Genomic DNA, 15459 nt, shown 5'->3' with positions numbered 1-15459 from the left:
TTCTTCTATTCTTCTATTCTTTCACTAATAAACCCGAACCCTTTCACGTAGCACAAGCGTTAACTTATAGATTATTTTGATAATAGTGGGGATTTTACGTGCTGAGATCAATGTTACGCAAACGTTTAAATTTTAATGTAATAGCACTTGTTAAAAACAAACCATTCTCAGTAACTCATGCTTCTTTGCCACAAACTTTCAGTTCAACAACAAAACACTCAACGACTGCACCCACTCGATCTGAAAATTAATCAAGGTGAGCGCTGGGTAGTCATTGGACGCAATGGTTCCGGAAAAACCACGTTATTAAAGGCACTGGTTAATTTACTTCCCTTCAAAGGCGAAGTCGTCATAAACCAATTGCCGCTAAGTAAGTTAACTTGCCAGCAAAGAGCCAAACAAATCAGTTACCTTCCACAACACAGTCAAGTGGATGGTCGTTTAACACTAAGAGAGTACATTCAACTAACCGCTTCCAATCAAGCCACTTCTAGCTTTTCACTTGACCAAATGAGCAAAGCACTAAAGATCGATACTTTCCTCGAACGAAGAATGGGACAGCTCTCAGGCGGCCAGAAGCAGCGAGCGCATATTGCACGATCTTTATGTCAGAACGCCGAGTTTCTGGTGTTGGATGAGCCTCTAAACCATCTAGATCCATGTGCTCAAGGGGAAGTTTTATCACTATTGAAAGAGCAAGAAAAAACACTGATTTGCTCACTGCATGATATTTCCCTTGCGGCCAAGTTCGCGACGCACATTGCGATTTTGGAACACGGCCAGGTAGTCGCGAAAGGAAAGGTAGAAGAACTACTAACTCACAATCAACTTAAGCCGATCTTTGAAGTCGATTTAATCAGCACGACCAATAAGCGCACACAGAAAACAAGCAAATTTTTCGACATTGAACTCGACCAAGGACAGGAGCTTTCATGAAAAAACTATCAGCATTAACTTTATTACTTACCGTGTCCGCACAAGCCCAAATTACGGTAGAAAACTGCGACTCTACACTTACCTTAGATAAAGCGCCGAAAACCTTAATCACTCACGATATCAATATGTCTGAGATGGCATTTTCTCTCGGGCTTGAAGAGAATATGATCGGAGTGACCGGTATTAGCGGGTACTACAAAACGACCCCTGAATTTAATCGCCTCCAGGGCAGCATTCCGGAGCTCGCACCGAAATATCCTTCTTTAGAGGTGTTAGTTAATGCCAACCCTGATGTTTTCTTTGCAGGATGGAATTACGGTATGCGGTTGGGCGGCTCAGTCACGCCTGATTCTCTGAAAGAGTTTGGTATCAATACTCTGATTCTTAATGAGAGTTGCAGCCATATCCGTAAAGATAAGCAGCCAGCTAACATGGAACAGATGTTTGATGACGTGACACGCCTTGCGACTTTATTCGGTCAGCAAGACAGAGCTCAAACTCTTATCTCCACTTGGAGAGAGCAATTAATATTGATTCAACAGCAAACCCAGAATCAAACCCCTCTTAAAGTCTTTCTGTATGATTCAGGGGAAGAGAAACCATTCACAGCAGGAAAGTACGCGACAGTGAGCGCCATGATAGAAGCGGCAGGTGGCGCCAATGTAATGAAAGATCTGGATATCAGCTGGGGAACCACATCATGGGAGTCAGTTGCGATGCATAACCCTGATGTCATTATTCTTCTCGATTATCAAAATGGGACAGGCGCTAAAGGCATGCAAGCCTTTTTGGAACAGCACCCAGCGATGAAGCTGACCACAGCGGTAAAGACCACCCAATATCTTCCTCTGCGTTATGAGGAAATTACTCCCGGGCCAGCAAACATAGCTGCAATTGAAAAATTGGCACAGCGCATCCAAGAAATCCATGACAAGTCTTAGTACTAACCTGAACCGAACCGCACTGAACACCTGCGTATTCAGTTCTGTTTTTGCCCTCTTAGCGATGTTTTCTCTGAGTTTAGGCAGCGTTCAGCTATCTTTTGCACAAGTCGCTACGATTTTTTCAGCGGCGATGAGTCAACAGATCGACTCACCGATAGATCAAGTGGTACTGCACCTGCGCTTACCTAGAACAATCATCGCTATTATTTGCGGTGCTGGGTTAGGTATTGTTGGGGCGTTATTACAAACCGTGACAAAAAACGATCTTGCCGACCCTTTCATTTTTGGATTGTCATCCGGTGCCGCAACTGGAGCAGTCTTTGTGATTACAGTCATCGGCAGCGCTATCGGCATTTGGACACTTCCACTCGCCGCTTTTATCGGTGGAATAATCTCGGCTTCGGCAGTGCTATTTCTAGTCAGAAAAGTGGATGGGCAAGCGTCTTCTCAAATTGTTTTAGCCGGGTTGGCTATTTCATTTTTATTTACAGCCTTGACTAACTTCTTGGTCTTCCATGGTGATCAACGCGCTGCCCATTCGATTCTATTTTGGTCGCTAGGAGGCCTAGGAAACGCACGCTGGGACAATGTGCTAATTGTGCTTGCTGGACTTATCGCCTTGATAGCCCTAGGTATATTAAAACATCGCCAGTTAGATTGTTTACTTGCAGGAGACGACGTAGCACAAACCATGGGCGTAGACACAAAACGCCTGCAAAGCGGTGTCTTTATTGTCTGCGCTTTTGCAACGGCATGTTTTGTTTCTATCATCGGAGTTGTCGGATTTATTGGCTTGATGGTTCCTCATATCGCGAAGAAAATCATCGGCCCATTACACAAAAAATTACTCATCACTTCAGGGCTGATTGGGGCTTTGCTTATGCTATTAAGTGATATTTTGGCGAGAACCTTAGTTGCTCCTCAAGAACTGCCTCTTGGTGTTGTCACCACCGCATTTGGCGCACTATTCATTGTTTCCATTTTGATGGAGAAAAGTAATGAAAGCTGAACGCTTCACCATCATTGCGATTCGTCATGGCGAAACCGAATGGAATCGAATAGGCAAAGCACAGAATCAACTGGATAGCCCTCTGACAATGAAAGGCAAACGACAGATGCATAACGTCGGTCGTTATCTTGCAACTCAAAAATCATTGACCCTCAATGCTATTTACACCAGTCAATTAGGCCGTGCGATTTCCAGTGCTAAAACCATCGCACGCTACCTGAAAGTGCCCGTCATTTCTCAAATGGAGCTCAGTGAGTTCGATTCAGAACAGCAACGAAGAACAATGGCGATTCAGTGGATCCAACGAGTTTCTCGTCACCACAACAATGAGAACCCTATTTTGCTGCTCGGACATGGCGACTGGATAAAAACATTAGCCAGTTTAGGGACACCAAAGCAAATAATAGAAACACCAAACAACGGAGAAATCCTCAGGATAGATATCGAAGTATAACGTCACATCAGGGAATCAGGTGTAACTCCTGAACTGTACCCGCAGCTGTAAGCGATGAGCCCTTTACAAGCCACTGAGTCACACGACTTGGGAAGGAGTAAAGCGCAATGAGAACCTCAACATCGTAAGTCAGAATACCTGGACACACATGAATATCGAGCGGGAAAACTCAACACCATCCATACCTTGTCTAACAAGGGAACGCTCTGTATTCGTCAATACCTAAAACGTAGATGAAGAATACTGTGGTCACAAAAGTTAAACGATCCAAAAATAAGTCCGATCTCCGCAGTGGGTTTACCACCGGAGCGTGCGCAGCTGCAGCAAGCAGAGCGGCAGTTCAAACACTATTAACCGGACAAAAGCCTGACTATATCTCCATCACTCTACCTAATGGTGAGCCCGCTACGTTTAAGGTTGCGTTTATCCAAACATCCAACGATGCGGTGACCGCCAGCATTGTTAAAGATGCAGGGGACGATCCTGATTGTACCCACGAAGCCCATATTCAGAGTATTGCCCGCTGGCATTCAGAGCCCGGTTTTCACATCGATGGGGGTGTTGGCGTAGCTCGTGTGACTCTACCCGGATTAGAACTTCCCGTCGGTCAGGCGGCGATTAATCCCGTTCCTCGAAAAAACATTCTCGATATGGTGACTTTGGAATGGAACCAAGCGACCAGTCAACAGAAAAAACACGTCGGTATATCACTGGAAATTTGCGTCCCAGATGGAGAAGAGCGAGCCAAGGAAACCATTGGGCCAAGACTCGGTTTAATCGGTGGTATTTCCATTCTCGGGACACGCGGAACGGTAAAACCCTACTCCACTTCAGCGTTTTCAGCATCAGTGCGTCAATCGGTACAAATAGCGAAACAAAATGGCCAAAACCACTTGGTTCTCACGACAGGATCTCGAACCGAAAAGTCAGCGATGGCCATGCTACCAAGTTATGACTCGATGTGTTTTATCCAAGCGGGTGATTTTGTTGGGGTCGGACTGCGCGCAGCAAAACGTTATCAAGTGAGCAAAATCACCGTCGTCGCCATGATAGGCAAACTCGGCAAGATGGTCGCTGGGCACATGATGACTCACGTATCCGGTAAAGCTATCGACTTTTCATTGCTGGCCGACCTCGCCATTCAATCGGGTGCATCGAGTGAGTTTGCCGAAGCTGTTAGCCAAGCCAACACAGGCCGCCACGTACTCGATACATGGAAAGAAGCCCAACCGGGCCAAGAGATTCCCAATTACGACTTTCTTACCTTGCTCTGCAAACAAGCTGCAGAGCACGCTGCTGTGTATGTCAAACATCACGTCAGCATTGAATTCAAATTGATCGATTTTAACGGCGATCTATTAGCAGAACATCTCTGCTCAAAAGGAAGTGATACCAACACTCACTTTCATGATGAATAAGCATGAACAAGGAAAACTCCATGACTAACGATATGCGTCAAATGACCAAGCAAGGCCGTCAAATTGAAAGTAACTCTTTCTCTATCATCGATGAAGAAATAGAAACTCTCCATGGGGGACATAACTTCAATCAAGGTGAATGGAATGTGGTTCGTCGTGCCATTCATACTACGGGTGATTTTGAATACGCTAAATTATATCAATTCAGCGACAACGCGATTGAGTCTGCCATTACCGCTTTAAAAAACGGTGCCAACATCATTACCGATGTCAGCATGATCGTGACAGGTTTAAACCAAACTCGCCTCAACGCTTACGGCAATAAAGCACAGTGCTTCATTAGCCATCCAGACGTCATTAGCACGGCCAAAGAGACAGGAGAAACACGTGCTATTCACTCAATGCGTTATGCCCGCGATAACGACCTACTCGACGGCTCTATCATAGGTGTAGGCAATGCGCCTACCGCATTACTTGAGCTATTGCGCATGATAGAAGCAGGCGAAGCAAAACCTGCATTGATCATTGGCATTCCTGTTGGTTTCGTAAAAGCAGATGAATCGAAGCAAGCATTAACCGAACAAAACACAGTGCCTTACATTGCCAGCCTAGGCCGTAAAGGTGGCAGCCCGTTAGTGGTATCGACTATTCACGCCCTACTTGCTGAGTCAGTAAAATGAATAATGTAAGTACTCACTCTCAGATTATCGATTGCTATCAATCGGCTATCACGGTAGTCGGAGTACCCGAAGATGGGTGTTTAAGCCTAACCAGTCGAGCTGTTAATGCAGTTGAATCTGCACGCGTTGTTGCAGGTAACGACCGACTATTGGATTGGTTTCCCCAATTCAAAGGTCAACGCTTATCGATGAAAGAAGGCTATCAATCTTGGTTCGCTAAGTTGCTTGATGAATGCGAGGAAGGCGGCGTCGTCGTATTAGCTTCTGGCGACCCATTGTTCTTTGGCATCGGCGAATCGTTGTTAAAAAAACTGCCTAATGATGAAGTGCGCTTTATTCCCTCCCCTTGTTCAATGCAACTCGCTTGCAGCCGAGTCGGCATTGCATGGCAAGAAACCAAAGCAATTTCACTACATGGAAGAAAGCAGCATTACGATGGCATTAAAGGTATCGCAAGCCAAATGCAATGGGGAACTAGCTACTGCTTGCTAACCGATGTTCAAAACAACCCAGCTCGTATTGCGAAACACTTAGTCGAATTTAATCAACAAGGTTGGACGGCTTGGGTATGTGAGAACTTAGGTGGCACCGACGAAAAGATAAGCCAGTGGACTCTCGAAGACCTCGCACTAAAAAGTTCCGACGACTTCTCTACGCTCAATGTAATGGTACTGCACCGAACGCTACCTCATGCGTGGGGTGAATTGGGCCAATACGCCAACGATGATGACTTCATGAAGCGCATGCCTAAGCGCGGCTTAATTACCAAACAGCCCGTTCGTCACTTAGCGTTAGCAAGTATGCGTATTCAACCAAGATCTGTGGTGTGGGATATAGGCACAGGCTCAGGTTCTATTGCGATAGAAGCCGCTAAACAGTGCTATCAAGGACAAGTCTTCACCATTGAATCAAACCAAGAATGTTATGAGTCGGTCGAGGCTAACTTTAGAGCGCACGGTACCGACAACGTACAACTGATTCGAGATAAAGCCCCAATGCAGCTCGACACCTTGCCTCAGCCAGACAGTATTTTTATTGGTGGAAGCCGCGGCAACATGCACACCATTTTAGATTTCTGTTGGTCAGCAATAAAACCGGGAGGCGTCGTGATCGGTTCTGCCGTGACTGTCGATTCAGTTTGCGAACTTCATCAATGGAGTAAAGACAGCGATGCTCCGACACAGGTTCAACTGGTCTCTATATCAACAGGCGTACCACTCGCTCACTACACCCGTTATCAATCAGAAAATCCGATTCACTTATTTATTTTTACCAAGCCGTTTATTCAGAAATAAGCGCTTAATTTTTTAATTAAGCGCCACTCAACATATTAAATAAAAACAAAATTAGAGAAAGCACAGATGAAATTAGGAACTATGTACGCAATTGGTGTCGGCACTGGAGACCCAGAATTATTAACACTTAAAGCTCACCGACTACTCAGCACCGTCGACATTGTCGCGTTTCCAGAAAAAGACGCGGGCAGTAACCACTCTTTTGCTCAACAAATTGCAGCGGGTTCTGTTAGCCCTGAAAGCATGAAAGGCGAATACCTATTTTTGCATTTCCCAATGACGCGTGACCCAAGCATCAACGTTCCTGCATGGCGTAAAGCCGCCGTCACAATTGTTGAACTATTAAAGCAAGGTAAAGACGTGGCATTTGCAACCGAAGGTGATCCATCGGTTTACAGCACATGGGCATACATCCAAGAAGAACTGACAGAGCTACTTCCTGAACTTGATCCGGTGATCATTCCGGGTATCACTTCAGTTACCGCTATTCCATCACAAACAAAAATTCCACTTGCTGACGGTCAGGAGCGTTTTTGTGTTGTACCTGCGACATGGGGTATCGAGTGTTTAGAAAAGCTAGTCGAAGATTTTGACACCATCATGTTAATCAAAGCAGGTCGCGTTATCCCTAAGCTGATCACTCAACTAGAGTCGATGGACATGTTGGATTGTGCAACCTACGTGTCGCATGCCACCACAGAGAAACAAGAGCTTTACTCTGATCTACGCGATGTACCGAATGAAAACCGCTACTTCTCTATGGTTCAGCTTTCAGTTCGCGCTCGTCGTGGCGTACTACGTGGTACTAATGAATCAAAGAAATGTGCCGTTCTTGATGGTGGTAAAGCTGATAGTGGTAAAGATGGCATCGATAAAACTATTGGCGGTAAAGCGTAATGAAAATCGCTATTTATGCCATCACGCTACACGGAGCAAGGCAAGCCAAACGCTTAGCTAAAACGTTTCCGTTTGCTGATGTCTTTATTGCACCAGTTGGACAAGAAGAATACCCAGAAGCCGATGAGTTAACGCTGCCGCTTTCTGGTTTTCTTCCTCCTCAATTTAAGCAATATGATCACCATATCTGCTTTTTTGCTGCGGGCATTGTCAGCCGAATGATCGGCCCTTTGCTAGAAGACAAACGCACCGACCCCGGCGTGATCTGCATTGACGATCACGGCCAATTCGTGATCCCTATGCTATCTGGTCATCGCGGTGGCGCAAATGGGATCGCGTTACAAGTCTCACAAGCACTCAACGCGACTCCTGTAATCACCACCGCTTCTGACGCTGCCGGCAGTTTGTCGGTTGATATGCTCGGTTCGCCATTTGGTTGGACACTTGATCCACAATGCGAACCCGCGATCACCACCACCAGCGCAGCAGTTGTAAATGAAAAACGCATTCTAATCGTGCAGCACGCTGGCGAACAGAACTGGTGGCAGAACAAACGTTCCATGCCAAGACACATCATTACCCACCCAGCACTAAGCGATACAGACCTTTCTCAAATCAGTACTGATGATTGGGATGGTTTAGTTCTGATTTCAGATGAAGCACAACCAAAAGGTTACGCCGACTTTAAAAATAAAACCGTACTGTGGCGACCAAAATCGCTTGTGCTTGGAATAGGCTGTGACCGCAATACTCCTTTCCATGTATTGAAAGCAGGTATCAATGTTTTCCTGACTGAATATAACCTAGCAAAAGCCAGTGTTTCAGCTTTCGCCAGTATCGCTTTAAAAGCGGATGAAAAAGGTATTTTAGAACTCTCGTCTGAAAGCCAAATTCCTTTCCACACTTATTCAGCCGAGCAACTCGACGGCGTTGAAGGGATTGAAAACCCATCAGAATACGTAAAAAAAATTACGGGAGTATCATCGGTTTCTGAAGCGGCCGCGCTAAAGCACGCTAAGCGAGATCAACTATTGGTTCCTAAGTGGAAGTTCAAACAAGACGGTTTCAACATGACTTTATCTTGTACTCGCATCGAATACGATGAACCCCTCGCCAAGAAGAAGTGGAAAAACTGGCTAGATGAAAACGTCAAAATCAACCTTCACGGTAATGAAGTGGTAGATGGTTTTCAGTGTAAGCCTAAGCATGTCGATTTAAACCGCCCGATGCTCTACCACCGCCATCACGTATTGCTATGTGAAGGTGGCCGCTGCGCGAAAGAAGGCAGTAAAAACCTTGCACACGATCTTAGACAGGTACTTAAAGCGCTCAATTTTTCCGACGGTGAACAGCGCATCAAGATAAGCCGTACACACTGTGCGGGCACCTGCAGAAACCGCGCTGCAATGGTGATTTACGAACGTTTACTAGAACATGAAACACCTGTTAACAACGGGCTTTGGATTCGAGGTATCGAAGAATTTACCGAGCAAGACTGGAAAGATTTGTTCACAAATCTAGTCGAGCGGAAATCATTAAAAGCTTATTTAGATCCTAAGTTTATCGCACCAATTGAAAATGCAGACGGCACTACTGAGCTTTAGAAACCGCTTAGTTTTAAGAAGCACAGAACTTTAGGTATCACTGAGCTTTAGGAACATAGTAGGCCAAATACTTTGCAAGCTATGAACATGATATTTCAAAGCTCACTTTAACCTCATTACCAACATGAGATAACCCGTTTATCTTGTGATATAGATTTGATAAGGACAGCGACAATTATGAAACGACTTCGTCATTATAACCAAGGCACAGCCATTGTACTGAGCTGCTTTGGTAGCGTTGTAGAACAACAACGTTATGAAACTCTAGCAGAGCGCGTACGTCAAAGTTACCCAGATGTGCCAGTGCGTATCGCCACCAGCTCAAAGATGGTGATCAAGAAGCTGGCTCGTAAAGACACGCCATGTTTCAGCCTACCTCAGGTACTCGCCGATCTAGACACTCAAGGTTACGAACGCATTTTGATTGTTTCAGTGTACCTATTCCCTACCGATGAACATCGCTACATGACATCAATAGTTGATGGCTTCAAGCAATTCTCATTGGCGCGCATTGAACAAACACCAGCGATCATGCATCACAGCCAATTAACGACCAATTTGCTTTCGGCTCTCCATGATCGTTTTGCTCCACAAGATCATTTCAACGTGTTCGTTCACCACGGTGCGCCTATGCTAGATAACCCAGGTCACCAATCGATCCATTACTGTGATGATCTACTCGGCAAATTATCGCAACGCAACTTCGCTTGCTCGCTCGAAGGCGCATGGCCATTTAAGTTAGTGAAAAATGAAATGGTTCGCCGCATTAAAGAGCAATATACAGGCCAAGGCCGACCGCTTCTTAATCTAGTTCCACTACTGCTTGTATCGGGTAACCACTTCATCAACGATCTTAAAGAAATTAATGAGATGCTGGCAGAAGACGCTGACGTTCAAGTGGCAGAGCCAATCCAAGGTGACAAGTTCTGCATGCTCGATATGCCAGAACTGTTACAGATTATCGATAAGCAAATTAAAGAAGGCTTAATTCGTTTAGGTGCACCAGAGGAAGAGAAATAATCATGGCAAAACTAACACTGGTAGGCTTAGGGCCTGGCGCAATAGACCTAGTCACACCCGCAGCGCAACAAGCGGTAAAGAATGCAGATGTCGTTGCAGGCTACAAGCCGTATGTAGAATCAATCAGCACACTAATCGACACTCAAGAAGTCATTCAAAGTGGTATGACTCGCGAATGGGACCGCGCTCAAGCCGCAGTAGAAGAAGCAGCAAAAGGTCGAGAAGTCGTATTGGTATGTTCTGGGGATTCTGGCATGTACGCGATGGCGCCTTTAGTGCTTGAATTATTGGAGCAAAACGCAGAATTAAACGCACAAGTTGAACTGGATATTATTCCGGGCATCACCGCGGCTAACGCCTGTGCTTCTTTAGTTGGTGCACCTCTTGGTCACGATAGTTGTACCATTTCTCTGTCTGACTTATTAACGCCTTGGGAAGTGATTACCAAGCGGATTGAAGCCGCGGCAATGGCTGATTTTGCGATTACCTTCTACAACCCTCGCTCTAAAAAGAGAACTCAGCACATTGAAACTGCACGTGAAATCCTTTTGGAACATCGTGACCCAAATACTCCCGTTGCTATCGTGAATGCTGCGTATCGTGATGAGCAAAAAGTCACACTGACAACACTGGCTGAATTTACCAAAGTGGAATTTGGTATGAACGCCGCGGTCGTGATAGGTAACAGCAACAGCTACCGATTTGGTGATTGGATCGTAACACCGCGTGGCTACACCAATAAATATCAACTGAAAGACGGCAAGGTACTAGAAGGTCAAAAACGTGGCCATTCATTAAAAGTTGAACCTAAACCAGAATCAGTGACGGAAGAGGCAAACTAGTATGACGGTATTTTTTATCGGCGCAGGGCCGGGTGACCCAGATTTAATCACAGTGAAAGGCGCACGCTTAGTTGAAGAGTGCCCTGTGATTGTTTACGCAGGCAGTTTAGTGCCAAAAGCCGTCATCGATCGCGCTCACCCTGATGCACTGGTCTATAACTCCGCTGACATGGATCTTGATGATCTAACCAATGTGTACCTAACCGCACACGAAAAAGGTCAAAACGTTGCACGCGTTCAAACTGGCGATCTTTCAATTTACTCGTCGCTTGCAGAACAAACACGTCGCTTGAACGAACTTGGCATTGATTGGAAAGTGGTTCCGGGCGTCTCCTCTTTCCAAGCGAGTGCCGCAGCTCTTGGCCAAGAACTGACGCTACCTGAAAAGTGCCAGACCATTATTCTTAGCCGAGCATCAGGTCGAACGCCTGTTCCTGAAAAAGAGAATCTACGCGCCCTTGCCTCTCACGAAGCAACACTGTGTTTATTTCTTAGCGCAACATTAATTCGTAAAGTGGTTCGTGAATTATCAGATGTTTACCCGCAAGATTGGCCAGTGGCTGTCGTTGAAAAAGCCAGTCACCCTGAACAGCGAATATTCCGTGCTACATTGGGTACGATCGCCCAAGTTATGCATGATGAAGGGATTCGCTCCACCGCGATGATCATCGTCAGTAAAGTGCTAGGCGACAATGATTTTGTTGACTCTAAACTCTACGATCCGACCTTCTCACACGCTTGCCGAAAAGCACGTGTCGTTGAAGAGGGTGTAGCTGAAAGTGGAACATTGGAAGACGATAAGAGCGCAGACTAACCTCGCTCATTAGCTGTTGATTGGTTTATGCGTTTATTCATTTTCACTATCCAGTCAGCAGCATTATTTGGCAGATATGATGATCTTTTTTGATTTAAATTTTGGTTATTCAAGTTTAGCGATCGCGCTAATGATGATCGCAGCTTTGATGCTTGATCACTTACTAGGTGAGCCTAAACGATTTCACCCTTTGATCGGTTTTGGCTATGCGGTTGAGAAAATCGAGAAGCTGTTAAACCGAGCCACTAAATTCTCAGGTTTGATCGCATGGATAGCTGCGACTGTTCCATTGTGCTTACTCAGCTTTTGGCTACAACATACGCTACTAAGCATGGGGAACACATTAGGCTTTTGGCTATTTAATATCGTGGTTCTGTATATCGCGATAGGTCAACGTAGCCTGCTTGATCACGCCCAGTGGATCCACCAGCCGCTGAGCCAAGGTGATCTTGATTTAGCGCGAGAGAAAGTTGGTTGGATCGTTAGCCGTAATACTGAAACCATGGATCAACGCCAGATCACGTCATCGACGATTGAGTCGGTATTAGAGAATGGTAACGATGCGATCTTCGGCACTCTATTTTGGTTTGCACTGCTTGGGGCTCCAGGGGCATTACTGTTCCGATTAGTGAACACACTTGATGCGATGTGGGGCTACAAAAATGAACGCTGGCTAGAATTTGGCTATGTGGCAGCAAAAGTAGATGATGTGATGGGCTGGGCACCTGCGCGCTTAACCGCACTTAGCTACAGCCTTTTAGGCAACACTAAGTTGGCTCTGAAATGCTGGAAAGAACAAGCTAAACATTGCTCGAGTCCAAACGGTGGCCCCGTAATGACATCAGGTGCCGGCGCACTACAAATCATCATAGGTGGCGATACTTATTACCACGGAAAACTTGTGAAAAAACGTCCGATGGGAAAAGGTAATATTGCGACTTTAGAAGATATTCCACGAGCCATATCTTTGGTCCAAAAAACCAGTGTGCTTTGGGCCATCGTAATGCTACTGCTTTCTCTTTTAACTCTTTGTTTATTTTGATTTCATGTCTATTTTAACTCTTTACTTTAAGTACGCTAATGACGATTAAACAACACTCAACCTCAAACGAACTTCCGCATCACGGTGGTAAGTTAATCGAGTTTTCATTGCGCTATCAAAGGCCAATCGAACAATGGGTCGACCTTTCAACTGGAGTAAGCCCGCACCACTACCCTATACCTGAAATCCCTGCATCGGTATGGAATCGGCTACCAGAAGACGATGATGGCTTAATCACAGCCGCGCAAACCTACTATCAAAGTGATGCCTTGTTACCCGTAGCTGGCAGTCAGGCAGCCATTCAATCGCTACCTCATATGATTGCAAAGACACAGCCAACATTGACGTACATCCTATTGCCTCATACGGGTTACAAAGAACATCGACATGCGTGGCAGCAGTACGCAGAACAAAGCATACAAGCCGTCATATTCGACTTTTACCTACACAAACCGACAATCGAACAGCTGAAAACGGCAGACGTGGTCGTAGTGATTAATCCCAATAATCCAACCGCACTGAATGTGCCACCAAGTGAAGTACTGACTTGGCTAGATCATATCCAAGATCATTCAACGCTCGTGATTGATGAAGCGTTTGTAGACTGTACTCCTGAGCTTTCAGTGTTACCAAGTTTCCCAACAGGAGTACCTGACAATCTAATAGTCCTGCGATCAGTGGGTAAATTTTTTGGGCTGGCAGGGATTCGCGCAGGCTTTTGTTTTGCCTCGCCATTGCGTTTAAATATTCTTAAACAACACCTTGGACCTTGGACACTCAGTGGCCCAACTCGCTATGTCACCACACATGCCTTACTCAACTCCAATTGGCAAAAGAAAAACCGCCAACGCCTACATGAAGAGGCTCAGCGTATGAACCAAATCTTACAACTACATTTTGGCCAAATGGCGGGCTCGGTAAAAATAACATCACAGATACTCTTTCACCGAGTTGAAATTTCAGATTCGGTATCATGGCACCATCAGCTCGCCAAGTTAGGGGTTTTTACTCGTCATTGTGATGAAAACGATGCACTTCGTTTCGGGTTACCCGCCAACGAATCACAATGGCAAGCGCTCACTCGCGCACTCGAACAACTCAAGGAATAATTATGTCTACAGCTTACTGTTCTGCCCTAGTGGTAGGCGCACCTTCTTCTGGAAGCGGAAAAACAACCGTGGTCGCCGCTCTAGCAAGAGCTTTGGTTCAACAAGGAAAGAAAGTTCGAGTATTCAAAACTGGGCCTGATTTTATTGATCCACAATTTCTATCTATTGCATCAGATACACCCACTTACCAATTGGATTTGTGGATGTGTGGTGAAGCGGAATGCCAACACTTAATTTACCAAGCAGCCCTAGAAGCGGATGTGATTCTAATTGAAGGCGTAATGGGTATGTTTGATGGCAAATGCTCAAGTGCTGATATTGCGGCCAAATTTAACCTTCCGATGTTGGCCGTGGTAGATGCTGGCGCAATGGCACAAACCTTTGGAGCCATTGTAAATGGCTTATCGACATTCCGTGATGACGTGGATGTATTTGGTGTAGTTGCAAACCGCGTAGGTTCTGAACGTCACGCTGAAATGCTAAAAGAAAGCCTAAAACCTGAAACCGAGTTTTGTGGTTGGTTACCAAAAGACATGGATTTGTCGCTGCCAGAACGCCACTTAGGTTTAGTACAAGCACAAGAGTTAGATGACATAGAGGAGCGACTTAATCACGCAGCCAAGCTACTACTAGAACATGGTGATATCCCATTACCAACAGCACAAGCATTTGAAAAACCAAAGCAAGCACTACCAGCCAGACATGAATCATTGACTGGTCATACAATTGCAGTAGCTCGTGATAATAGCTTTGCTTTCTTGTATCAAGCCAACCTTGATTTGTTGATCGAATTGGGGGCAAAACTGTCATTTTTCTCACCGCTTGCACATGATGATTTACCAGTGTGTGACGCTTTGTATTTACCAGGAGGTTATCCTGAATTACATATGGATAAGCTAGCGCTCAATCATGCGTTAAAACAGCAAATCATCACACACATTGAACAAGGAAAACCTTGCCTAGCCGAATGTGGTGGCATGCTATACCTCAACAAAGCATTGACTGATACAGAAAGCCAAACAGAAAACATGGTTGGAGCGTTAAATGCCAAAGCGACTATGCAGAAGAAGCTAGCCGCGCTAGGGATCCTAGAAGCTAATTTCGATGGTCAAATGCTGCGTGGTCATACTTTCCATTATTCAAAAACAGACAGTAAAGAAACCGTGCTAACTCAGCCTGAATCTCAATATGGTAGGCCAACCGATCCTGTTTGGATAAAACAAAGCACCATCGCTTCTTATGCACATTGGTACTTCCCGTACAACCCTGATTTGGTAGCGAAAATATTCAAAGGAGCGCTTTATTAAGTATGGGTGAAAAAATGCGCCTTGAACGCTTTCAATAGGGCGTGTTGATCTTTCGAGCTGATTTTTGCAGCGAGTTGCTGGGTATTTA

At 45.4% G+C, this 15459-nt stretch carries 15 protein-coding genes and 1 riboswitch; all 15 genes read left to right on the top strand.

Features of this window, described 5'->3' with window-relative positions; all coding sequences use genetic code 11:
* The first annotated feature begins 177 nt into the window (after positions 1-177).
* The 15 genes from ACED59_RS21900 (at position 178) to ACED59_RS21830 (ending at position 15371) form a co-directional block, all read left to right on the top strand.
* Positions 178-936, top strand: a complete 759-nt coding sequence (locus tag ACED59_RS21900; protein ID WP_017097281.1) for an ABC transporter ATP-binding protein — start codon at positions 178-180, stop codon at positions 934-936.
* The gene (locus ACED59_RS21895) at positions 933-1877 is read left to right on the top strand and encodes an ABC transporter substrate-binding protein (RefSeq protein ID WP_017097280.1); all 945 of its coding nucleotides are present in this window, start codon (positions 933-935) and stop codon (positions 1875-1877) included. Before ACED59_RS21900 ends, ACED59_RS21895 begins: the two co-directional genes overlap by 4 nt.
* On the top strand, positions 1864-2889 hold the full coding sequence (locus ACED59_RS21890) for an iron ABC transporter permease (RefSeq protein WP_050546540.1): 1026 nt from the start codon (positions 1864-1866) through the stop codon (positions 2887-2889). Before ACED59_RS21895 ends, ACED59_RS21890 begins: the two co-directional genes overlap by 14 nt.
* Positions 2879-3343 (top strand): phosphoglycerate mutase family protein, encoded by a 465-nt coding sequence (locus ACED59_RS21885; RefSeq protein WP_012604813.1) that lies wholly within the window; start codon positions 2879-2881, stop codon positions 3341-3343. Before ACED59_RS21890 ends, ACED59_RS21885 begins: the two co-directional genes overlap by 11 nt.
* Positions 3344-3352: 9 nt before the next feature.
* Positions 3353-3483, top strand: a riboswitch (cobalamin riboswitch).
* Between the two features lie 93 nt (positions 3484-3576).
* Complete coding sequence (locus ACED59_RS21880) at positions 3577-4761, top strand: cobalt-precorrin-5B (C(1))-methyltransferase (RefSeq protein ID WP_017097278.1); 1185 nt, start codon at positions 3577-3579, stop codon at positions 4759-4761.
* Between the two features lie 20 nt (positions 4762-4781).
* Entirely contained in the window at positions 4782-5441 is a 660-nt protein-coding gene (locus ACED59_RS21875; RefSeq protein ID WP_017097277.1) for a precorrin-8X methylmutase, read from the top strand.
* Positions 5438-6736 carry a bifunctional cobalt-precorrin-7 (C(5))-methyltransferase/cobalt-precorrin-6B (C(15))-methyltransferase gene (locus tag ACED59_RS21870; RefSeq protein ID WP_017097276.1) on the top strand — a complete coding sequence of 433 codons (1299 nt, stop codon included), beginning with the start codon at positions 5438-5440 and terminating at the stop codon, positions 6734-6736. The genes ACED59_RS21875 and ACED59_RS21870 overlap by 4 nt, the downstream gene beginning before the upstream one ends.
* Before the next feature lie 66 nt (positions 6737-6802).
* Positions 6803-7633: a precorrin-2 C(20)-methyltransferase gene (cobI, locus tag ACED59_RS21865; protein ID WP_017097275.1), complete on the top strand. Its 831-nt coding sequence runs from the start codon at positions 6803-6805 to the stop codon at positions 7631-7633.
* Entirely contained in the window at positions 7633-9237 is a 1605-nt protein-coding gene (locus ACED59_RS21860; protein ID WP_017097274.1) for a cobalamin biosynthesis protein, read from the top strand. Before cobI ends, ACED59_RS21860 begins: the two co-directional genes overlap by 1 nt.
* Before the next feature lie 177 nt (positions 9238-9414).
* The gene (locus tag ACED59_RS21855; protein ID WP_017097273.1) at positions 9415-10257 is read left to right on the top strand and encodes a sirohydrochlorin cobaltochelatase; all 843 of its coding nucleotides are present in this window, start codon (positions 9415-9417) and stop codon (positions 10255-10257) included.
* Positions 10258-10259: 2 nt separating this feature from the next.
* The gene (cobJ, locus tag ACED59_RS21850; protein ID WP_017097272.1) at positions 10260-11099 is read left to right on the top strand and encodes a precorrin-3B C(17)-methyltransferase; all 840 of its coding nucleotides are present in this window, start codon (positions 10260-10262) and stop codon (positions 11097-11099) included.
* A gap of 1 nt (position 11100) precedes the next feature.
* On the top strand, positions 11101-11913 hold the full coding sequence (cobM, locus tag ACED59_RS21845) for a precorrin-4 C(11)-methyltransferase (RefSeq protein WP_017097271.1): 813 nt from the start codon (positions 11101-11103) through the stop codon (positions 11911-11913).
* Between the two features lie 76 nt (positions 11914-11989).
* Complete coding sequence (gene cbiB, locus ACED59_RS21840) at positions 11990-12955, top strand: adenosylcobinamide-phosphate synthase CbiB (RefSeq protein WP_017097270.1); 966 nt, start codon at positions 11990-11992, stop codon at positions 12953-12955.
* 38 nt (positions 12956-12993) lie between these two features.
* A complete protein-coding gene (locus tag ACED59_RS21835) occupies positions 12994-14064 on the top strand; it encodes a threonine-phosphate decarboxylase (protein ID WP_017097269.1) in 1071 nt (356 codons plus the stop codon).
* A 2-nt stretch (positions 14065-14066) separates the two neighbouring features.
* Positions 14067-15371 carry a cobyrinate a,c-diamide synthase gene (locus ACED59_RS21830; RefSeq protein ID WP_017097268.1) on the top strand — a complete coding sequence of 435 codons (1305 nt, stop codon included), beginning with the start codon at positions 14067-14069 and terminating at the stop codon, positions 15369-15371.
* Positions 15372-15459: the final 88 nt, after the last annotated feature.

It is taken from the genome of Vibrio sp. FF266 (assembly GCF_041439695.1).
Lineage (GTDB): Bacteria > Pseudomonadota > Gammaproteobacteria > Enterobacterales > Vibrionaceae > Vibrio > Vibrio tasmaniensis_A.
This window is presented reverse-complemented; position numbering and strand designations above follow the sequence as displayed.